This is a genomic window from Kibdelosporangium aridum, from assembly GCF_900176515.1.
GTDB lineage: Bacteria > Actinomycetota > Actinomycetes > Mycobacteriales > Pseudonocardiaceae > Kibdelosporangium > Kibdelosporangium aridum.
This window is the reverse complement of the sequence record NZ_FWXV01000011.1, coordinates 302,400-323,665: the sequence shown is the minus strand read 5'-3', so window position 1 is coordinate 323,665 and position 21,266 is coordinate 302,400. Positions and strand designations below refer to the sequence as shown.

Sequence of the window (21,266 nt, the reverse complement as noted above, 5' to 3'; positions counted from 1 at the left end):
GCTCGATCATTTGCGTGCTCCTCCTGTGCTCCCGCGAGAAGGCGTATTGCGGGCACGGTGGACAGTCAAGTGATCATGTGCGCGCGGCATCGTTTCCATGTACCTTCGCGGCAGGACAGGGGGCTTGAAGTGGAAAAGCGACAGGTGATCCATCTCGACGTGCGCGCGGACACCGACGAGACGCTCGAACAGGTGGCCACGAGGGTCGGGCAGGCGCTGAACTGCACCTTCGCCGAAGTTGAGCAGCCGAAGAATTGGTATCCCCATGTCGCCGAAGTGTTCGGTCTCAAACTCCGGCTGATCGGCGTTGTCGGGATTGACCGCAAGAAGGTCGCCAAGCTCGTCGGTTACGTCAGCGACAGAGGCTTCTACGTTTCAGGCAAGGGCCTGTCGGAGCACGACCAGGTGGACATCTCCGCCTACATCGCCGACCTCCTCACCATGCGCACCGGCCTGCAGTGGTACCGGCCTACTGCCGAAGACCGCGCCGCCGAAGGCAGATGGGCCTCCGCGTACGACGACTGGCTCGGCGGCATAGAGGATCAACGCCGTATACAAGATCTCTACGAATGACACGCCTCGAGGCGAAGCAAAACGGCGCTTAGTTGCCACGATCGGGCGAGGTGGGGCACCCGCCGAACCGCAACAGCGTGTGCTTCGTATGGGAGTCGGTTGGCGATCGCCACCGCCGGAAACCACACGGAGAGACGCGAAAACATGAGTCGGGTTCGGAAAATCTCTGTCGGTCTCACAGTCGCCGCATTCGCGGCCGTCGGTCTGGGCGCTGCCGCAGCGCCTGCCGCCGCAACACACGTTCCCAACGTGCCCGAAGTTCTGAAAGTGCCGGACGGCAACAAGCTGATCGCGGTGATGCCCGCCCGAGGCGTGCAGACCTACCAGTGCACGAACAGCGCGTGGACGTTCGTTCAGCCGGATGCGATCCTCACCAACCGAGGCCGTCCTGAGGTTCTGCACTCCAAGGGCCCAGTGTGGACCTCGGTGCTCGACGGCAGCTCGGTGACCGGTGCCGCCGTCGCGAACTCACCCGTCCCGAACGCCATTCCGGAGCTACTGCTGCGGTCCACCGGCAACCGTGGCCCGGGCAAGCTCAGCACGGTCACGTTCATCCAGCGCTTGAAGACCAAGGGCGGCCTCGCTCCCACCGGATCGTGCACTGAGGGCGTCACCGCCTCGGTGCCTTACACCGCTGACTACGCCTTCTACAACCCCGCCTAATGCTCTAAGGGCATAGCGTTCAGTCGACCCCACCGGCGATGCACAGCCGGTGGGGTCGGCTGGATTCCGATCAGCCCCGGCGCGACCTCGACTTATTGGGTAACCGTGTTCGGTGAACAGCCCACTCCCCAGGGAGACACATGCTGATCGGTGACATCGACATCCATCCCTTCACTGACGGGGTCTTCCGGGCGTCGCCCGCTTACTTCGGTGACCACGCCCGGCCGGACGGCCACGAGGACCTCTTCACCCGGCACGGAATGGCCTGGCTGCCCATCGGCTGCTTCCTCGTGCGAACCCGTGACCGGACGATCCTCGTCGACGCTGGCATGGGGCCCGACATAGCCGACGCAAGCCCTCGGCGGCTGCTCATCGGCGGCCAGTTGCCGCTCGGGCTGCGTGCCCTCGGCGTCGCGCCAGCCGACGTCACCGACGTGGTCTGCACCCACTTGCATTCCGACCACTGCGGCTGGCTCTTCGACACCGACGCCGTCCCGATGTTTCCCGACGCCACCATCTGGTTCGGGGCTGGGGACTGGGACCACTTCGTCGAAGGCCCAGCAGCGATGCGCGAGCACATCCGGCACGGTTTGCTGGCTGCCTCGCAGAGCGGCGACCGACTGAGGCTTGTCAGCGGCGACACGACCATCGCGCCCGGCGTCACTCTGACCTTGACCCCGGGGCACACACCCGGGCATGTCTGCGTCATCGTTTCCTCCGCAGGCCAGCGCGCGTTGCTGCTCGGCGACGCGATCGTCTGCCCGGTCCAGCTTGATGAGCCCACCTGGCAGTCCATGGGCGACGTCGATCCCACGCTCGCCCGGCAGGTTCGCGAGCGGCTGTTTCGCGAACTGGAGGACGGCGTGACCCTCGGCGCAGGCGCTCACTTTCCCGAACTGCGGTTCGGCAGGGTTCTTGCCGGAGAAGGGCGACGCTGGCTCACCTGACGGGCGCGACCCGCGCGCCCGAAGGCCTGGATGAGGACGCGGTCGTCAGTCTTCGGCCGGGGGTTGCTCTCCGAGCATCGCCGCGGTGGCCTCTTCGACGATGTCGCGCATGGCGCGCTCGGCGGCAGCGGCGTCGCTGGCTTGCACCGCCTGCGCGACGTCGGCGTGCCAGCGGATCGCGCCCCTGAAGCCGGAGCTTCACCACACTGCTGAATCAGTCATTCCAGGATGAACGTGGCGGCGTCCCGGCCGGCTGCGTCGCTGATCGGCTGGAGGTTGAGCAGTGAGTCGCTGTGCCGGATGTAGCGTCCGGGGTAGTTGTGCGACTCGAAGGACACGCCGGAACTGTTCGCCAGCCCGGTGCGGCGGAAGAAGCTGGCGTCGCCGCGGAATGCCGTGGTGGTGTCGTCGCGTTCCACCCATAGCTCGAAGTTGCGGTGCCGCAGGTAGTAGCCGGGGAAGTTGGTGGACTCCAGCGACACCGTTCCCGAACCGGCGAGGCCGGGAACGATCCGGAACTGCGTGTCCGCCACCGGTTTGACGTTCGACTCCACCCGGGCACGGAAGTCGTAGTGCCGGACGAACCGGTCCGGCAGGTTGTAGGACTTCAGGCGGACCGGTGTACTGCCGTCCGGCACCGGGATGCCGAAGTCCGGTGTGCCGTCAGCGTTCCAGTAGACCTTCTGCACACGGGTGCGCCGATTGGGGTCGTTGAGGGGATCACCGCTGATGTCGCGGTAGTTCCTGTCGTGGTAGACGAGGATGTCGCTCTGGCCGTCCTCGGACACGGTGAACGAGTTGTGGCCGGGGCCGTACTGGCCGGTGGCGTCGTTGCTGGCGAAGACGGGGTTGGCGGTCTTGGTCCACGACGCCGGGTTGAGCAGATCGGCCGACGCGGACGCGGTGAGCAGGCCGAGGCAGTAGTTGGCATCGGTGGCGCTCGCCGAATACGTCAGGAAAATCCTGCCGTTGCGCTGGATGACCGACGGCCCCTCATTGACACGGTGGCCACGAGTCTCCCAGTTGTACGTCGGCACCGACAGCCTCGCGACCGTGCCCGTGATCGTCCACGGGTTGGCGCCCATCCGCGCGAGGTAGAGGTTGGTGCCTGAGCCCACCGCCGGGTCGTTCTGGGCCCACGTCAAGTACCGCACCCCGCCCGCTACGAACGTCGAGGCGTCCAACGAGAACGTGTCCAATGGAGTCATGATCCGGCCGCGTTCGGTCCATCCGCCGGTGAGCGGGTTCGCGCTGGAGTTCTCCAGTACGTACATCCGGATGCGCCAGACGTCGTCTGTCCGGCCCGCGGCGAAGTAGATGTACCACTTGCCGTTGATGAAGTGGATTTCCGGGGCCCAGATGTGTGCGCCCAGCTCACCGCTGGAGTGTTTGCGCCAGATGACGGTTTCCGGTGCGGTGGCGAGTCCTTGCAGCGTGGTGGCTCGCCGCAGCACGATCCGGTCGTACTCCGGCACTGTGGCGGTGAAGTAGTAGAAGCCGTCGGTGTGCTTGACGATGTGCGGATCGGCGCGCCGGTTGGCGATCGGATTCGTGTACTGCACTGCGGGCGAGGCATTCGCCTGCGTCACAGGCAATCCCGCGATCAGCGCAACGACCGTCGAAGCCAGCACGGCCGCACGGCGGAGGATCGTCGTCATTGACTGTCCTTCCCGTCAAGTTGTGATCCGGAAGGCGGCGTCGCCACGAACTCGTCGTGCCTGGCGCGCACCCGGTCGAGGAAAACGTCGATCACACCATCCCCGATCCGTACCACGCCTTCGACTCGGTTCTCGCCGGGCACCGACCGGATTTTGCCTGCCGCACTTGCCAACGCGTCCATCTGCTGCCGCGCCGCCGCTGCGGCTGCCCGGTCGCCCGCGGTGATGGCGTCCAGCGTGTCCAGGCCGCTGCTCATGGCGCGCGCCCAGAGTTCGGTGGCGTCCAGCCAGTTTGCTGCGTCATCGAGAAAGGCCTTGTCGGTGACGGTGGCGCGGATCGTCGCTGGCGCCTCGATCATCTGCCTGACGTAGCGGCGCAGTTCATCAGGATTGCCGTCGATCCGTGCACGCAAAGCCGGGGCCTGGGGCTGCCACGGCTGAGGACCGAACGTCGGCGCGAGGTGGTTGAGGTCGAAGAAGACCAGCAACGCCCGTGTACCAGCCGGGTTACCGCCTGCCAGGTACGACGCCGCCTGGGTCCAGCTGGCGTCGCGGTTGTAGGCCTGGTCGTTCCACATGAAGTCGGCCATGGTGAAGACGGCGACCTTGCTCGCGGCTGCCTGGTTCATCGGATTGGACACGATACCTGCGACGTGACGTGAAAGGCCTGCCTCACGGTGGTCGTACGGCGCGAGCAGCAACCGGCCGGCGGACTGGCTGTAGTCGTTCACCGGATAGTTGTCCCAGACAAAGACGTTGCGGCCGAACAACGCGGACGCTCGCTGCGCCTGATCGACCGTGATGCTGGGCGGCACAACGTCGGTTCCGGTCCACATCACCAGGATCGCGGGATCGAGCGTCGCGCGGATTACCTGCTTGTAGGCGGTGTCGGTCAGATCGCCGTACTCAGTCGGAACCATTTGCAGCGGATGCGTTCCGGGATGAGAGGCGACGAAGTCCCGCTGGACATGGTTGAGAAGGTCAACTTGAGCCCGGGCGGCCGCCGCACGTCCGGGCGCGCCGTAAGTTTCCTGATCTCCCTGGCAGTTCCAGCGTGTGTAGCTGATGTCGTCCAGCGGAATGGAGAAGGCGCGGGTGCCGAGGTCATACATGGCTTGCAGCTTTTGGGTGAGCGCCGCCCGGTCCAGTTCGCTCGAGTAGCAGATGGACGTTCCAGGGGAGAGCGCGTACGTGAACCGCACATGGTGGTCAGCGGCGGCTTTGACCAGCTCGCCTAGTTCTTTCAGCGTGTCCTGCGGATACGGCTCACGCCACCGCTCGCGGTGGAATGGATCGTCCTTGGGCGCGTAGATATAGGTATTGGCTTTGACCGCGCCATAGAACGCCAGCTGAGCAAGGCGTTCACTGTGGGTCCATGGCGAACCGTAGAAGCCCTCGATCGTGCCGCGCAACGGCATCGCCGGATAGTCACTGACCATGACGCCGGCGATGCGCCAACGGTGGTGCGCGCCAACGAACAACTGCCGCAATGTCTGCACGGCGTAGTACTGTCCGGCAGCGTCCGCGCCACCCATAGCCACAACACGCCTGCTGGTGACGTTCAGGGCGTAAGCCTCAGCGCCGTGCGGGATCGGTGTCCTGCCCAGCGCGGCCACGATGTCCGGCCGATCGAGCGGTCCAAGGTGGATGGTCAACGGGGCCTTGCCGGACGCCTTGGCACGGACATCGATGTCGCGCACGCCACGCTCACGCAGGGTCTTGTCGAGCAGGACACGCGCGACCGGGTCGGTGGTGTCAGTGACCACCAGTTCCGCTCGTCTGCCGACGACGACGTCCGGTCCGCCGCGCCGGATGTCCTGCGGTGCTGGCGAAACTGCCGGAAAGTGGCCGTTCGGGTCGGCCGTGGCGTGTACCGGGACCGAGGCGATCAGCGCCATGGCCACCAAGAGCGGAACGGTTCTGCTGGCCATGCGATCTCCTCGCCCGCGGCAGCGTTAGCGCTAACACTTCGAGCCAGTATTGAGCAGACCGTGACGGGCCGTCAACGTCGCAACGTGGCGGACGGCGACTCGCCGAAGCGTGCACGGTAGGCAGCGGCGAACCGGCCAGCATGGGTGAACCCGTGGCGCAGTGCCACGTCGATGACCTTGATCCCAGCAGCGGGATCGAGGCTGAGCAGCTCGTCGTGCGCGTGTTCCAGACGGCGCTTGCGTACGTAGGACATGGGTGTCGAGCCCAGTTGCCTGCGGAACGCAGCGTGCAGCGAGCGCGCGCTGACGCCAGCGAACGCAGCGAGGTCCGCGACCGTGAAAGCGGTTTGCGGCGCTGAGTCGATGAGTTCGGTGACACGCCGGACGACCCTGGGCGCGGGCAGTGTACGAGCACCGAAGATCCGGTCGGTGTAGTTGTTCGGCTGACCGAGCAGCAGCGCGGTCAGGATGCCGTGCTCGATCTCCGCGGCCAGTACGGGTGGCGGCCCTTGTTTGCCGCACAGTTCCAGTGCCCGCTGGAAAGTCCCCACCGCGGCCACGATGCCTTGGCCGCCGTCAGCGAGGTCCACCTCGCCGGTGAAGCGCACTGGCTCGTGCGGCGCGGTGTCCAGCAGCGTGCGCAGGTGCCTCTCGATCATGGATTTGTCGATGGTCAGCATCAACTGCCGCATCCCGGGGCTCCACCGCATGGTGAGCTCTTCGTGGAAACAGAACACGGCGCCGCGGCCGGGATCCGCGACCGTGGTGGCTCCGCCGTCGTCGACGAACATCTGGCCGCCGTGCACGAAGTTCACCGTCACCAGGTGGATCGGGGGAGAGCAGCCGATTTCCACCGCCGAGCCGTACACCGAGGACATCAGGCCGAGCCCGTTCATCGATCGATGCCGTACGCGAGCCAGGAACGGACGGTCGCGGTCCAGCACCGTCATCCGATGCGCACAGCCCAGGAATTCCTGCGTCCGGACCCGTGCTTCGAAAGGGTCATCGGTGTGGATCGACAGGGCGTACGGAACGTCGATGTCGCCCATCGTCACCTCCGCCCGGACTGACGTCTGGCTAGCAGGATCGAGGCTGCGTGCGAGCAAGGTCAAGTGTTCGATGCGGAAACTGGCCCGACAGTGCGGAAAGTGGCTCGTCGAGGTGTTCAGGCACCTTCTAGGGTCGTTGCGCCGGCGCGAATGCGGAGGTGGGGGATGTCGAAGACCGAACATCTGGACTTTCCCGGTGGCCGCGTACAGGTGCTGCGCGGCGGCGACGGCCCACCTCTGCTTTTCCTGCACGCCGCTGGTGGCGCAGGCCAGTGGCACGAGTTCCACGAGCTGCTCGCCCGCCGGTTCGAGGTGTTCGCGCCCGACCATCCCGGTTTCGGCGGGTCCGACGACCTGGCCGAGATCGAAGGAATGGACGATCTCGTGTACCACTACCTCGACGTCATCGAGCGGCTCGGGTTGGACCGGCCGAACGTCGTGGGTGCGTCCTTCGGTGGTTGGCTCGCCGCCGAGCTGGCCGTGGCCGCTCCACACGCTGTGGGCTCGATGGTTCTGCTCAGCCCGGCTGGGCTGCGGCTTCCCGGGCACCCGATCGCGGACTTGTTCCTGATGACGCCACAACAGCTGGTCGCTGCGCTGTTCCACGGTCCGGCCAAAGCCGCAGGAATGTTTCCTGCCGAGCCCGACATCGACGCGATACTGGCGGGCTACCGCGACATGACGGCACTCGCCCGGTTCGCGTGGACTCCGTTCCTGTGCAACCCGAAGCTGGAGCGCAGACTGCACCGCATCACCGCACGCACCCAAGTGGTCTGGCCGTCCGACGACAGGTTGATTCCTATCGCGCACGGCCACCGGTACGCGGAGTTGATCCCGCACGCCGATTTCACCGTGGTCGAGGACTGCGGGCACGCCATGTACTTCGAACGCCCGGCCGAATTCGCCGCGGTCACCAGTGAGTTCCTGGCCGCCGAGCTGAACGGGGTGAGCCGGTGAAGTTCGTCTTCTTCCACCTGATGCCCTACCCGTACCTGCCCGACGACTTCGACGAGAAGTACCCGTCGCCGTCCCTCACGTTCCCGAACAAGCACTTCGACCGCGAGGCCGGGCATCGGCTCTACCACCGTTACCTGGACGAGCTCGAGTACGCCGAGCGGCTCGGGTTCGACGGGATCGCCGTCAACGAACACCACCAGAGTGCCTACGGACTGATGCCCTCGCCCAACATCATGGCCGCCGCCCTCGCCCGGCGCACGCAGCAGGCACGGATCATGGTGCTGGGCAACGCGATCGGCATCCGCGGCAATCCCCTGCGCGTGGCGGAGGAGATCGCCATGCTCGACCACCTGACCGACGGGCGGGTCGTGTCCGGGTTCGTCCGCGGGATCGGCTGGGAGTACTTCGCCCACAGCGTCAACCCGACGCGGTCACGCGACCGGTTCACCGAGGCACACGACCTGATCATCAAGGCGTGGACGTCGGACGAGATGTTCCAGTGGATCAGCCCGAACTACGAATACCGCTACGTCAACGTCTGGCCCCGGCCGTTGCAGCAACCGCACCCGCCGATCTACATCCCGGGCGCGGGCAGCACCGAGACGATGCGGTTCGTCGCCGAACGCCGCTACACCTACATGTCGGTCTACGCGCCGACGCGCGTCGTCCGGCGCTGGTTCGACGGATACCGCCAAGCCGCCGGGGAACTGGGCTACGTGCCCGATCCGGAAAAGATCGCGCTGTCCATCCCGATCTACGTCGCCGACAGCGACGACGAGGCACACCGGGAAGCCCGCAAGCACCTGATGTGGCTGTTCCACAAAGGACTCAAGCAGGGGTTCGAGCTGGTGTACCCGCCGGGGTACATGACGCCCTCGTCGTTGCGTGGCCTGCTGATGGCCGGGATGAAGCCGTTCGCCGAACTGTCCTATGAGGAATTGCTGGCTGAGGGGTACGCGGTCGTCGGGAGCCCGGAGACGGTGACGGCCCGGTTGCGTGAGCTGCACGACGAACTCGGCTTCGGCCAGCTCATCGGGTTGTTCGCGCTCGGCGGCATGACGCACGAACAGACGGTTCATGGCATGGAGTTGTTCAGCGCCGAGGTCATGCCGGCCGTGCGACCGTTGGGTGTCGTGGATCCAACGAGCACCCCGGTATGAGCCAGGCCCGGTGTCGCGTGGCGCACCGGGCCTGGTGCACTCGGTCAGGACAGGGCCGGGGTCAGCCAGTCACGCTCGCTCTTGGCATCGGCGGTCAACGTAGCCGGTGGCAAACCTGCTCACGGTCGTCGATGGGCGACCGTGAGCAGGGCAGGTCAGTTGTTGAGGGTGATCGTGATCTGGCTGCTCCCTGGTGTCACCGTCACCGTCCGGCTGGAGGAGTTGTAGGTCCCGCCTGCCACGCTCGTCACCGTGGAGCTGGCGAAGACGGGCAGTTGAAGGAAAACCGGACCGCCGGGCAGAGTGCCGGTCAGGCTGACGGTGATCACCCGACCGGTGCTGGGGCGCGTGGTGGACAGTGAAACCCCATAGGTGGAGCGGGCGCCAGTGGTGATGTTGTAGGAGGACGTGATGTTGTTGACTGCCACGGTCTGGCCGGGGGCGATCCAGGTGTCGGGAATGCCTCGGCCGATGTAGAGCGGCTTGCTGTACGTGAACGGCCCGCTGCCGGTGGCGGTGAGGCCTTCGGCGGCGATGGCACGGATCAGGGCGAGTTGCTGGTGGGCGATGGGCCAGGCGTAGGGGATCGCGCCGAACTGTGGCCCGGCGTGGTTGCCTGCCCAGATGTTGCTGGGGCTTGGGCCGCTGCCGTTGGCTTCCCACCAGGCGTTCGGGCCGCCGGTGGTGTTCTGGATCTGCCAGGCGTAGCTGGTGATGGCCAGGTCGCGGTACTGGTTGGCGTAGAGCCCGCCCTCGGCGTACGCGGTGTTGTATCCGGTGCTGTAGCCGGGAAAGGAACCCATGGACGGGAATGGGACGCGGCCGGCCAGCCGGTTGTAACCCCAGGCGTACATCCGGTCGAGTTGAGCCGGGTCGCCGATGATGCCGGACATCGCGCCGCCCATCAGCATGGTGTCCCACTGGTTCTGACCGGACCAGCCTGCCTGGGCCCAGTTGGCGTCGTTGTACGTGTTGCACCGGTTCGCGGTGTTGGGCCGATGCACTTCGCAGGGCAGGAAGTTGAACCCGCCTGCCTGCTGGTTGCGGGCGATCACGGTGTTCAACGCGTTGTGCAGGCTGGTGTACGCCTGCTGGGCCCACTGCGCCTCGGCGGTCTGCCCGATCCGCGTCGCGATGTACTTGTACGCGGCAAGGCCGATCAGCGCTGAGTAGTTGGACAGGATCCATTTTCCGGTGGAGTCGTTGTCGAAGTTCGCCTTCAGTGTCCCGTCGGTGTCCAATTGGGACACGAAGTGGGTGCGCATCATCGTGCGCAGACTCGGACCGAACTGAGTCTGGTTGTCGTTGAAGAACTCGCTGACGAACGCCGTGTCATTGGTCTTCATCAGATAGACCGCCCACGCCCACGGCGTCTTCCACACGCCGTCCCAGTACCAGTTCGCGCCCACCGACGGGAAGCCGGGACGCTCCGAGGCGCGGCCGGTGAGCAGCAGGTTCTGTGCGTCGGAGAAGTCACCGGTGGTGAACCGGGCGACCAGCTCACCGGGGATGTCGTGGTTGAGCAGCCAGGCGTAGTTGTTCGCGCCGGAGAACGGGGCTTTGCCGACCTGCATCATCAGGTGGTACACGGTGCCGGCCCGATAAGCGTTGCGCAGTGCGGTTCCCGGATGGGCCAGGCCGGTGTTCGGCAGCGTCAGATTGGGTAACGCAGGTTGCGCGGTGTCGTTGACGCGCCCGTTCCAGAACGCCGCCATCTGGCCGTATGCCGTGTCATAGCCTGGCGCGGACGAGGTCAGTGTGGCAGTCGACGGGTAGGAAACGTTCGTCCCGAACCGGTCGATGGCCGCGACGAAATCGTGGTTGCGAGTCTGACCGGGCGCTACCGTGTCGGCGACCGGCGTCAGCCGGACGAGGTTCGGCCAATGAAGTGAGGTGAGGGCCTGATGATGCCTTACACCACTGCACGTCGGCACATGCTTGACCGTGCGGGTGTATTGGCTGCGTCCCAACGATGTGCCGTATGACCAGCGCTATCCGGACGGCATCGCGCGCGTCATGGCCGAGGCGCAGCAGTACTACAAGCAAAAACTGAACCGTTGGTACGGCGGAATGGTGCACGAACTCGGGCACACTTTCGGGCTGCCGGACTCGTCGTACACCGACGGCACGCCGATGTCCGCGTCCTTCTACAACTACCCGAACACGCACTTCAACGAGCAACAGAAAAACGCGATCCGCAACGGCCCGCACGGCAGTTTCCTGTTCTGAACTGTCTCTTGTGGATGATGCGGGCGGATTTCCGGCGGGTCAGTCCTCGGGACGGGGTTCTTGGGTCACGTCCGGGGTGGTCGACTTGGCGTTGATCGTGGCCTTTTCCTTGCCGTTGTCGAGGCCGTCGTCAGGCTTGGTGTCAGAGGGTGGCGTGGTCTCGGTGGGCTTGTCTGTTTCGCCGAGGACTTCGCGCGAGCCCTTCTTACGAGCCAGGAAGAAGTAGGTCAGCGCGCCAACGAACAGCAGGATCGAGACCCACACGTTCACCCGGACGCCGAACACAGGCGTCGCCGGGTCGGTACGCATCAGCTCGATCCACGTCCGTCCCAGGGTGTACGCCGCGACGTACAGAGCGAAGGCTCGGCCGTGACCGAGGCGCTGCTTGCGGTCCACGTACACCACAAGCGCGGCGACACCGAGGTTCCACAGCAGTTCGTAGAGGAACGTCGGGTGCACCGGGCTTTCCGGCAGCGGGATGCCGTTGGAAATGCCGTTGAGCTGATCGGCCTCGCCGCGGGCATTGACGCGCTGGTAGATCTCCAGGCCCCATGGCAGCGTGGTGTGCGCGCCGTACAACTCCTGGTTGAAGTAGTTGCCGATCCGGGCGATCGCATGCGCGACCGCGATACCAGGAGCGACCGCGTCGGCGAACACCGGCAGCGGCAAGCCTTTACGTTTGCAGCCCAGCCACGCGCCGACCGCGCCGAGGGCGATCGCGCCCCAGATGCCGAGACCGCCCTCCCAGACGTACAGCGCGCGGACCGGGTCCTTGCCTTCGCCGAAGTACAGGTGATAGTCGGTGATCACGTGGTACACCCGGCCGCCGATCACGCCGAACGGCACGGCGAACATGGCGACGTCGACCACTGTCCCGGCAGCGCCACCCCTGGCTTCCAGGCGCTTCTGGCCCCACCAGATGGCCACGACGATCCCGATGATGGTGAACAGTGCGTAGGCGCGGATCGGGAAGGGACCGATCTCCCACACACCCTGCGGCGGGCTCGGGATGGTCGCCAGAAACGCAGTCGAGGCGGTCACGGGGCTCACCGTAGCGGTCGGCGAACCCTTGAGGGTCTGGTTTGGGCACATGGTTGTTGTCCAGAGACTCACGTGCGAACGGTCCTGCCCACATGGTGTGCGAGGCAGGACCGTTCGAGGTGAATCAAGCAGCGCGCCGAAACCCGGTTATCGCGGTGATGGCTCCGAGGCCGGCGAGGATTCCGATGGCGACGAACGCTGTGTGGAAGCCGTCGAGACCGGTTCCGGCCACGAGAACTGTTGATATGGCGGCAACACCTGCCGCGGCGCCGATCTCGCGCGTCGTTTCGATCAAGCCCGAGGCGAGTCCTGATTCCGATTCGGTGACACCGGACAGCGCGCCGATTTGCAGCGAGGGCACGCAAAGCCCGAAGCCGAGTCCGGCGAGCAGGAACGCTGGAAGCAGGTCGGTGACGTAGTTGCCGTCGGCGGGAACCTGGGCAAGCCACACCATTGCGGCGGTCAACAGCGTCAGGCCAGTTCCCAGCAGGAGACGGACGCCCATGGCGGCCGCGAGGCGGCCGGCGATCGAGGCTGTCACGAACTCGGTCACCGTCGTGGCCAGCCACGCCAGACCCGTTTGCGTTGACGAGTAGCCGAGTTCCTGCTGCATCAACAGCGATCCGAGGAAGATGAACGAGAAGAACGCGCCAAACGCGAGCAGCGCGGTGAGGTTCGCCGCGACGAGCGTGCGGTGCCTCAGCGCACTGGCCGGCACGAGCGGGGCGGGCGAACGCTTCTCGATCCGCACGAACGCCGCTATCAGCACGCCGGCCGCGACGAACCACGCCAGCGTGGAGGCAGAGGTCCATCCGTGGGTCGAGGCATGGTGAAGTGCGTAGACGAACGTCAGCAGTCCGCCGGTCACCGTGCTCGCCCCCGCGACGTCAAGCCGCCCGGAACGGCGACGGGGCTGATCTGCAGCAAGGCAGGTGATGGCGAGCGCGATGAGCACGAGGCCCACGGGCACGTTGATGAAGAACGCCCACCGCCAGCCCGGGCCAGCGGCAATGAGACCGCTCGCGACAACGCCGACAGTTCCGGCCACTCCGCCGACTGCTCCGAAGACACCGAGGGCCCGATTGCGTTCCCGTCCTTCGCGGAAAGTGACGGCCAACAGCGACAAGGCTGCCGGTGCCACGAGTGCGCCACCCAGACCTTGCAGCCCACGGGCTGTGATCAGCACGCCGCCGTGCTGCGCCATGCCCGCCAGCAACGATGCGGCAGTGAACAAGCCGAGACCGGCGAGCAGGATGCGGCGTCGTCCCAGCAAATCGGTCATCCGGCCACCGACGAGAAGGAATCCGCCGAGGAGCAGGCCGTAGGCGACGACAACCCACTGCACACTGCTTTGGCTGACGCCGAGGTCTCGCTGGATCGAGGGCAGCGCCACGTTCACGATGGCGATGTCGAGGCCCACCATCGCCTGGGTGGCACACGCCAGTCCCAGTACGAGCTTTTGGTGAGCGCTTGCCTTCTGCTGGCCCGTGGTTTTCACGGGGCTGTTGATGACAGACATGGGTTCGGTGTCCTTCGCGGCTCGCGGCGGGTCAGTGCTCGTAGGCGGGAATGGGCTGACCGATGCCGGTGGTGATCAGCTGCGGCAGGCTCCTGGTGATGTAGAAGGTCCAGCCGCGCGAGCAGGCTTCGAAGCACGCGGATTCCGTCGCGGTGAGGCCTTCGTGCGTGAAATGCAGTGTGGTGCCCTGCGCATCGGTGGTGATTTCGAAGATGACGTCGGTGCCGGTCCACTCGTGGTGGTCGTCGATGAAGTCGAGGTAGGAGTCCACGACGTGCCAGACCACTCGGCGGCCGGGCACGACCTCGGTGACCTGGAACCGGGCGAACCGGATGCCCGTCTTGGTCCGGGCGGCCTCGCCGGGGTACTTGCTGTCGTCGGTGAAGACGAACTCGTCGCGCGGCGCGGCGCTGTTGCCGATGAGATTCTCGCTCCACCATCCGCGGACGTTGGTGATGGCCTCGAAGACCTCGTCCGGCGTCTGGTCGACGGTCATGGTGGCGGTCAGGTACTCGGTGTTCGACATCGTTCTTGCCTCTCCGTCTGGTGGTTTTGCCCCACCGACGAACCAGGCCCGCCCGGGATCGACATCGATCAGCGAAAAACTTCGAAAAACTTGGCCGCGATGGTCTTTGTGCTGGTCAGAGCGCAGAAAGGCGACTCGTCAGATAGCGGCGTTCGGCGTCGGTCGGCGCCAGACCCAGTGCCTCTTCGTAGTACCTGGCGGCCTCGGCGAGGCGGCCGTCCCGGCGGAGAAGATCAGCGCGGGTCGCGGGCAGCAGGTAGTAGCCATCGAGCTTGCCGGACTCGGCGAGCTCGTCGACGAGGGCGAGTCCGGCGGAGATGCCGTCGGCCATCGCGATCGCCACGGCGCGGTTGAGGTCGACCACGGGGGACGGCGCCAACCGCGCGAGCTCTGCGTAGAGGGCGGCGATCTGCGGCCAGTCGGTGGCCGCGGCGTCAGGCGCCGTAGCGTGACAGGCGGCAATCGCGGCCTGTACCTGGTACGGCCCGGGACGCCGCATGGCCAACGCTTCGTCAAGCGTCGCAACGCCTTCGGCGATCAGGGCGCGGTCCCACAGGGATCGGTCCTGGTTCTCCAACGTGACCAGCACGCCGTCGTCGGTGCGATTCGCGCGCCGGGCTTCGAGCAGCAACATCAACGCCAACAGGCCGCGTGCCTCGGGCTGACGCGGCATCAGATGAACCAGTACCCGGGTGAGGTGGATTCCCTCAGCCGCGAGCGCCCTGCGTCCGTCCTGTTCGTCGTAGCCCTCGTTGAAGATCAGGTAGAGCACCGCGAGGACGGCTGTCAGCCGCTGCGGCAGGAGCTCCGCTGGTGGAACCCGGTACGGTATCCCGGCTTCGACGATCTTGCGCTTGGCGCGTACCAGGCGTTGCGCCATCGTCGGCTCGGCGGTCAGGAACGCCTTGGCGATTTCAGCTGTGCTCAGTCCCGCCAACGTGCGTAACGTCAGGGCGACCCGCGCGGGGAACGGCAGTGCGGGATGGCAGCACGTGAAGATCAGTCGCAGCTGCTCGTCCGGAATCTCCTCGGCTGGCGGCTCAATCGGACTGCGCTCCAGTACAGCGAGCTGCCGAACCTTCGCCGCCCCCGTCGTGTCACGCCGCAGCCGATCGATCGCCCGGTGCCGGGCCGTCGTGGTGAGCCACGCACCCGGACGATCTGGAACCCCATCGCGCGCCCACGTGGTCAGCGCGGCGGCGAACGCGTCCTGCGCGCAGTCCTCTGCCAGATCCCAGTCTCCGGTCAGCCCGATCAGCGTGGCGACGACTTGGCCCCACTCGTGCCGATACGCCGCATCGACCGCTGCTCGAACCGCCTCTGGCGCGGTCATTCCCACACTGGGCGGACTTCGACACAACCCCAGCTCGCGTAGGGGTGCCGCGCCGCGATCGCGATCGCGTCGTCCAGATCGGCACATTCGATGATGTCGATACCGCCGACGAAGTCCTTCGTCTCCGCGAACGGGCCATCGGACACCAGAGTCTCTCCGTCGCGGACGCGCACCGTCGTCGCACTGGCCACCGGACGCAGCCGCGCGCCACCGAGGCTGGCTCCCCGCCGTTCCACCTCCGCGTCAAAGGCTTGGTACGCCGGGTCCGCCGCGATCTCCTCCATGGTCGGCGACGCCTTCTCATCGTCACAGATCAGCAAGACATACTTCATGACCCCACTATGCCCGACATACTCGAACGCCACGCCTTGGCCGACAGCCGGCCAAGGCGCTACCCGGCGTCAGCGATTCAGGAGTGCGGGCATGTGTGCCGGTACTCCTCGATCAGTGAACTCGGTGGTGGTGGCGGGCAGAGGAACTGTTCGTAGCGGGTGTCGTTGTCGATGAACCGCTTCAACCACGAGATGCTGTACTTCGCGATCGTGGTGTTGGCGGATGTCGGCGCGGAATGGCCGGCGTTGTTGAGTTCAAGGTATGCCTTGTCCGGTGTGGACGAGAGGCTTTGGTAGAACGGCTCGGAATGCGCGCTGACCGACGCTGTCGTGTCGTTCTCGGCACCGACGATGAGCGTCGGAACCTGTACCGATGACCAGTTCTTGGTGGTGTGCCACGCGGTGAGCGGAATGGCCGCCTGAAGAGCCGGCCGCGTGGCCGCGGCTCGCAGGCTGCCACCGCCGCCCATCGAGTGGCCCATCACGCCGAGCCGGGTGCCGTCGATCCTTGAGCGGACGGAACTGGTCTGCACCAGATAGTCCAGTGCCGCAAGCAGTTGAGCACCGCGCTGGTCCGGCTGGTCCAATGTGGACAGGGTGTCGATGGTGATCACCACGAACCCCTGGGAGGCCAGCCGCGGGCCGTACCAGGCGACGCTGGTTTGGCGCGCGGTGAATCCGGGGGAGATCGCGACGGCACCGAACGTGCCCTCACTGGTGGATGTCGGGTAGTAGATCGTGCCGCCGCCGAACCCTCGGACAGCACTCGCCGCCACAGTGGTCTGCGCGATGGCGAACGGTCCGCGGGACGCCTCGATACTGGCGACGGTAGGAGCGGGACCGCGTTCGTAGGGATTGGCGGCCGCCTGTGCCTGTGCCGGACTGACAAGCGTGGCGATCGTCAACGTGAGCAGGGCGAACAGACTTCGAGTATGCACGTCGTCGTACACCTCATAGGTCGCAGGGAGACCGAAGCCCCTTTACGTTACCGGCCGGTAGGCAACAGGCGAAAGCGACGAATTGGGGTTGTTCGCCCCGAGCTATCCGCGCAGTGCCGGTGCGATCCAGCGGCGGACCAGAGATCGCAGCTGATCGTCAGTGAGCGCTGGTGTCGAGGGGTACTGCAGGAACGACAGGAAGAGTCGCATCAGGATCTCGGCGAGTCCCTTGAGGTCCTCGTCGGTGGTGACGCCGACGGCAGGCCAGTCGACCGGCACGTTGCGCAGGATCCGTGCGCCAAGGGCGAAGGACATGGGAGAGGTGACCGCGACGGTGAAGACGTCGGCTTCGCCTGCCTGCAAGAGCAGGCCGAGGTAGGGCTCGTTGGGGACGGTCCGGACGCCGAACACCACGGACTCCACGGCAACCTCGGCGGCGCTGTCGAACTTGGCCAGGTGACGTTCCATCCGCCCCGCGAACTCTTCGACTCTGGCGAGGGCGACGGCGCTGAGAATGTCCGTCAGGCTCGGGAAGTAGCGATAGACGGTCTGGCGGGTCACTCCGGCCTCGGCTGCGACGTCGGAGAGGTTGGTCTTGGCGAGCCCGAAACGGTCGATGCACGCCGTCGCCGCCTCGACGATCCGGCGGCGTGCCTCGTCTTCAGAACCGGGTGGGTTGCCCTGCCATCCGTGGTGCCCCATGCGCTCTATGTTCCACGAACGGGGTTGGCAGGTGTCTTGCGGTGTACGCGATACAGCGTGGCCAGCAACAGACCGGCCCCGATGAAACACGCGAGCGCGTAGGCTCCGCTTCCGATCGGGGTGCCGTCGCTGGTGATGCCGTTCTCCGCGGCGAGGTATGCCGGTAGGGCACCGATCCAGCACACAGCCATCCCACTTAGGTAGGCCGCAGGATAGAACCGGGCGAAGGCGGACAGGGGCTCGTCCGTTTTCCCTGCGTGGGCGATCACAATCCACGCACCTGCCAACCAGACCAGGGCCAGTTCGATGCCGAGGACCCACGCCTGCGCAGTGGTGTTTCCGCTGAAGAAGCTCGACGGGATGCCCGCGATGGCCATGGTCGGCGGCGTGAGGACACCGGCCAGCAAGGTGCGCAGCGCCAGTGACCGCCCGCGCCGCCCACTGGTCAGACGCACGACCAGGTAGGTCATGGCGCCCATCGAGACAGACGCGAACAGCAGCATGCTGTTCATCGGTACCGACGCCATCGCAGGGTGGTTGACGATGTGGTTGTCCATGTTCCAGGCCCACCACTTCAGCTGCGGGCCGACGTGATCGAAGACCTCGTAGAACACCTGGCAGGCAAAGGCAACGGCTACCGAACCGGTCAGCGCGCCACGGCGGAAAACGCCGAGCGACCGGACAAGCTCGTAGGCGAGCTGACTGATCGCCGGGTAGAACGCCACGATGTACAGCGGCAACCGGTCCCACATGAACTGCACGGTGAACTGGTTGTGCGCGAAGATGAAGCCGTACAGCTTGTCGAGACCGAACCACTCCGGGAAGTACAGCGGCGGTTCGGTCACGAAGAGATAGACCAGCGAGGCGCACCACAGCGCCAGGTTGACCGGATCGCCCGCACGATGGCGGCGGATGGCGTGCACAAGGGCGAAAACGGCGCCGCTGATGATCAGCACTTCGAGTAGCGGCATCGTCCAGTGGGCCAGATCCCAGGGGAAGCGGATCGAGACCACGGGGGAGACGTCGTGGCAGTCGAAGCCAAGCTCGCGGGTGACGGCCTCGGCCTGCGGCCCGCACAGGACGCTCATCGCGTCGCCGCGCTGTAGTCCCTGGCCGGAGGATCGACCTGGGGATCGAATCCGTAGGGAACCCGGTGGCGCCCCAGCGCAGCACGGATGCGGTAGCGCACGAGCCCTGCGAGCACACGTGGGTTCCTCATCATCTCGCCCAGCGACTCCTCCATGTTGAACACCTTGGCGAAATGCTCGTCGACCGCATCGTCCTCCCGGGCCGCACCGACGATGAGGTTGAACGCCGGGCCTGACGCGGCCGCGACGATGCGACGTCGCCACTCGCGCAACTTCTCGGTCCCCACCGCGCACTCGTAGCCCTGGTCCCTGGCCATCGCCAGGCGCCACGGCACGTCGAGCAGTTTGCGCTGGGCCACGAGGAAGCGTGTGTGGAACGCCGCGTCGAGACGGCTGGCGCGGGCGAGGTGCTCACGCAGCAGCAGCGCCGAAGCCGAGGCGGAACTGATGCCCTGTGCGTAGAACGGGTTGAACGCGCAGATCGAGTCGCCGATGAACACAATCCCCAGTGGAGGGTTGGCCCACCGGTCGTAGCGGCGCCACTTGTTGCCGGTCGACCGGGTCAGATGAACCTCCGAGGTAGGGGTGCACCGGGCCATCGCGGCCGCGAACAACGGCGTCCGCACTCGGCCGGCCGACTCGACGAACGTGTCGGCGGTGCGAGGCATCTCGATGCCCCACGAGCCCATGCAGGCGATGACACGGTTGCCCTCGATCGGGAAGAAGTTCACCAGGAACTCGTGCTCGGCGGGGTGCTCGCCCTTGTCCAACGTCGGCATGACCACCAGGTGCTGCCACCACCAGGACGGCGGTCGCTCCGCAGGCAGGTCGTACCAACGCGAGGTGTAGGTGACCTTGGCGTCGAGGGTCCGCACCTCGGGCTCGGGCCAGCCCGCCGCCACCAGCCAGTTGCCGACCGAGGAACCACGGCCCATCGCGTCCACCACGAAATCGGCGTCGACGTGCTCGTCACCAGTGGGAGTGGAGAAGTCGACTCCAGTGACCGCCCCGTCGCGGGTGCCGCCACCCCGAACCGTCAGGCCGGTCACCGAGACACCTTCGCGAATGACCACATTGGACAGATCCCGCACCTTGTCGCGCAGCACGCGCTCGATGAGGATGCGAGAGCTGTAGACCATCGTCATCGAGCTGCGCTTGCGTGCCGACCAGCCCTCCCCGCCGAGGTAGGCGGCATCCATCGACGGCATCAGATGCAGCCCGCCAGCACCGATGAGGTCGTCCTCGAACCCGGGGAACAGCTCGCCAATCGCGCGACGGCCGGAGTTCAGCAGGAAATGCGGGTGCTTGCTCTGCGGCACGCCACGCCGGTGCTCAGCCTCGGCGGGGAGCTCATCGCGTTCCAGCACCAGCACCTGACCGAAGTACGGCGCGAGCGCCCCCGCGGCGCAGAGACCGGCGGCACTGCCACCAAGGACGACGGCGGTCTTGCCGAGCTCCATGCGGACCGACTCCCCACGTCATCATTCATACAAAGTGACACTGAATGTATGAATGACCTGAATGCGTGTCAAGGAACCGATTGGCGGAGCCGTCATGCGGATCGGGGCGACTTTCCGGCTATAGGTTTGTGGCCTCGTCGAGCTTGCAGATGGCCACGGTGGTTTCCACGCTGTCGTCGTGCAGTACCTGGCGGATGCGTGAGAAGTCGATGAAGGCGTCGTCGAGGGGATGCGCGGCCAGGCGTGAGAGTGCGGTGCCGTACTTGGCCATCGAGCTCTTGCCGGGGATGCGTATCGACAGTTCCGTACGAGCCTCGAAGGTCTGCACCTCGATGTCGCCGGGCAGTGCCGCGAGTGCGTTGTCGTCGGTTGCGACGGGGACCTTCACCAGCCAGTGCGGTCCCGCGGCGGTGAGGTTCTGTTTCTTCTGTTCCGGGGTTTCGATGGCCGGGGCTCGCCACGGGGTTCCCGACACAACGACTCCGCAGGACTCCACGGTCTCGATGACCTCTCGGACTGTGGCGTAGAGGGCGGCATCGGCTTGGTCCCAGTCGTACTGGTTGAGCCCGGCCGACGGGCCAGGCACCACCTTTGACACCACGGTCATTTCCGGCACGTGGCGCACATGGGCTTGCGGCCACGAGCTGAGCAGTTCGTGGGCATCGCTGATCGCCTCGTCCTGGGCCTCCCGCTCGCGCTGCACGTCGGCAGCGTGTTGCCGCAACAAGGCGTGGGCTGTGTCCGGCTCGTCGAGTGCACGCCGGACGAGTTTGACGCTCATCCCCGCGCCGCGTAGCACGGTGATCAGCATGGCCTGTTCGATCTGGTCGAACGTGTACGAGCGGTAGCCGGTCTGTTCGTTGACCTCAGCTGGGACAAGCAGGCCCTCGGAGTGGTAAAACCGCAGCGTCTGCGGCGACAGGCAGCACATCTCACTGAAATCGCTGATGGACAACATGCCCCCATGGTCACCTTTGCGGTAACTACAAGGTCAAGCGTCAACCGCGATGAGTCGGCAGGACCAGGCCATGGAGCTGGAGTCCGAGCACGACCGGACTGTGACGCAGGTCTCGTTGAAGGTTGTACTGAGGTACAGCCTTAGCGTTGTCGGTGTTGGTTCTGGTTCGCGCAGCCCGGAGGTAGGGCATGACTTGTGGATG

General features: G+C 65.9%; 20 protein-coding genes. 6 read left to right on the top strand and 14 right to left on the bottom strand.

All coding sequences use genetic code 11. The annotated features are described in order from the left end of the window. Positions 1-57: 57 nt before the first annotated feature. The 3 genes from B9C43_RS44185 to B9C43_RS44175 all read left to right on the top strand — a co-directional run bounded on the left by B9C43_RS44185 (position 58) and on the right by B9C43_RS44175 (position 2,183). Positions 58-573 carry a hypothetical protein gene (locus B9C43_RS44185; protein WP_143447027.1) on the top strand — a complete coding sequence of 172 codons (516 nt, stop codon included), beginning with the start codon at positions 58-60 and terminating at the stop codon, positions 571-573. Positions 574-822: 249 nt separating this feature from the next. Further along, complete coding sequence (locus B9C43_RS44180; protein WP_235039206.1) at positions 823-1,236, top strand: DUF3455 domain-containing protein; 414 nt, start codon at positions 823-825, stop codon at positions 1,234-1,236. Between the two features lie 140 nt (positions 1,237-1,376). Continuing rightward, a complete protein-coding gene (locus B9C43_RS44175) occupies positions 1,377-2,183 on the top strand; it encodes an MBL fold metallo-hydrolase (RefSeq protein ID WP_084433344.1) in 807 nt (268 codons plus the stop codon). Positions 2,184-2,401: 218 nt separating this feature from the next. On the opposite strand, the gene B9C43_RS44170 is transcribed toward B9C43_RS44175, so the two are convergent. The 3 genes from B9C43_RS44170 to B9C43_RS44160 all read right to left on the bottom strand — a co-directional run bounded on the left by B9C43_RS44170 (position 2,402) and on the right by B9C43_RS44160 (position 6,821). After that, a complete protein-coding gene (locus B9C43_RS44170; RefSeq protein ID WP_084433343.1) occupies positions 2,402-3,841 on the bottom strand; it encodes a family 43 glycosylhydrolase in 1,440 nt (479 codons plus the stop codon). Next, on the bottom strand, positions 3,838-5,772 hold the full coding sequence (locus B9C43_RS44165) for a glycoside hydrolase family 84 protein (RefSeq protein ID WP_084433342.1): 1,935 nt from the start codon (positions 5,770-5,772) through the stop codon (positions 3,838-3,840). The genes B9C43_RS44170 and B9C43_RS44165 overlap by 4 nt, the downstream gene beginning before the upstream one ends. 71 nt (positions 5,773-5,843) lie before the next feature. After that, the gene (locus B9C43_RS44160; RefSeq protein WP_160097138.1) at positions 5,844-6,821 is read right to left on the bottom strand and encodes an AraC family transcriptional regulator; all 978 of its coding nucleotides are present in this window, start codon (positions 6,819-6,821) and stop codon (positions 5,844-5,846) included. A 165-nt stretch (positions 6,822-6,986) separates the two neighbouring features. On the opposite strand from B9C43_RS44160, the gene B9C43_RS44155 reads away from it, so the two are divergent. Together B9C43_RS44155 and B9C43_RS44150 are read left to right on the top strand one after the other, a co-directional pair. Continuing rightward, a complete protein-coding gene (locus B9C43_RS44155) occupies positions 6,987-7,778 on the top strand; it encodes an alpha/beta fold hydrolase (RefSeq protein ID WP_160097136.1) in 792 nt (263 codons plus the stop codon). Next, a complete protein-coding gene (locus B9C43_RS44150) occupies positions 7,775-8,938 on the top strand; it encodes an LLM class flavin-dependent oxidoreductase (protein WP_084433340.1) in 1,164 nt (387 codons plus the stop codon). Before B9C43_RS44155 ends, B9C43_RS44150 begins: the two co-directional genes overlap by 4 nt. 155 nt (positions 8,939-9,093) lie before the next feature. On the opposite strand, the gene B9C43_RS44145 is transcribed toward B9C43_RS44150, so the two are convergent. After that, positions 9,094-10,872 (bottom strand): hypothetical protein, encoded by a 1,779-nt coding sequence (locus B9C43_RS44145; protein WP_084433339.1) that lies wholly within the window; start codon positions 10,870-10,872, stop codon positions 9,094-9,096. Positions 10,873-10,882: 10 nt separating this feature from the next. On the opposite strand from B9C43_RS44145, the gene B9C43_RS44140 reads away from it, so the two are divergent. Further along, positions 10,883-11,167, top strand: a complete 285-nt coding sequence (locus B9C43_RS44140; RefSeq protein WP_235039205.1) for a hypothetical protein — start codon at positions 10,883-10,885, stop codon at positions 11,165-11,167. Positions 11,168-11,206: 39 nt separating this feature from the next. Here the strand turns inward: B9C43_RS44140 and lgt are convergent, their stop codons facing one another. From lgt to B9C43_RS44090, 10 genes are all read right to left on the bottom strand, one after another. Further along, positions 11,207-12,208 (bottom strand): prolipoprotein diacylglyceryl transferase, encoded by a 1,002-nt coding sequence (gene lgt, locus B9C43_RS44135; protein ID WP_407657162.1) that lies wholly within the window; start codon positions 12,206-12,208, stop codon positions 11,207-11,209. A 124-nt stretch (positions 12,209-12,332) separates the two neighbouring features. Continuing rightward, complete coding sequence (locus B9C43_RS44130; protein ID WP_084433337.1) at positions 12,333-13,727, bottom strand: MFS transporter; 1,395 nt, start codon at positions 13,725-13,727, stop codon at positions 12,333-12,335. Positions 13,728-13,758: 31 nt separating this feature from the next. Continuing rightward, entirely contained in the window at positions 13,759-14,253 is a 495-nt protein-coding gene (locus B9C43_RS44125) for an SRPBCC family protein (RefSeq protein ID WP_084433336.1), read from the bottom strand. Between the two features lie 115 nt (positions 14,254-14,368). Beyond that, the gene (locus tag B9C43_RS44120) at positions 14,369-15,586 is read right to left on the bottom strand and encodes an RNA polymerase sigma factor (RefSeq protein WP_084433335.1); all 1,218 of its coding nucleotides are present in this window, start codon (positions 15,584-15,586) and stop codon (positions 14,369-14,371) included. Next, complete coding sequence (locus B9C43_RS44115; RefSeq protein ID WP_084433334.1) at positions 15,583-15,918, bottom strand: YciI family protein; 336 nt, start codon at positions 15,916-15,918, stop codon at positions 15,583-15,585. The genes B9C43_RS44120 and B9C43_RS44115 overlap by 4 nt, the downstream gene beginning before the upstream one ends. A gap of 77 nt (positions 15,919-15,995) precedes the next feature. Then, the gene (locus B9C43_RS44110) at positions 15,996-16,856 is read right to left on the bottom strand and encodes a poly(ethylene terephthalate) hydrolase family protein (protein ID WP_143447025.1); all 861 of its coding nucleotides are present in this window, start codon (positions 16,854-16,856) and stop codon (positions 15,996-15,998) included. Positions 16,857-16,958: 102 nt separating this feature from the next. Further along, complete coding sequence (locus tag B9C43_RS44105; RefSeq protein WP_084433332.1) at positions 16,959-17,558, bottom strand: TetR/AcrR family transcriptional regulator; 600 nt, start codon at positions 17,556-17,558, stop codon at positions 16,959-16,961. Positions 17,559-17,563: 5 nt separating this feature from the next. After that, positions 17,564-18,646, bottom strand: coding sequence for a hypothetical protein (locus B9C43_RS44100; RefSeq protein ID WP_084433331.1), 1,083 nt, complete (start codon positions 18,644-18,646; stop codon positions 17,564-17,566). After that, positions 18,643-20,106, bottom strand: coding sequence for an NAD(P)/FAD-dependent oxidoreductase (locus B9C43_RS44095; RefSeq protein ID WP_084433330.1), 1,464 nt, complete (start codon positions 20,104-20,106; stop codon positions 18,643-18,645). Before B9C43_RS44095 ends, B9C43_RS44100 begins: the two co-directional genes overlap by 4 nt. A gap of 118 nt (positions 20,107-20,224) precedes the next feature. Further along, positions 20,225-21,064, bottom strand: coding sequence for a MerR family transcriptional regulator (locus B9C43_RS44090; RefSeq protein ID WP_084433329.1), 840 nt, complete (start codon positions 21,062-21,064; stop codon positions 20,225-20,227). Positions 21,065-21,266: the final 202 nt, after the last annotated feature.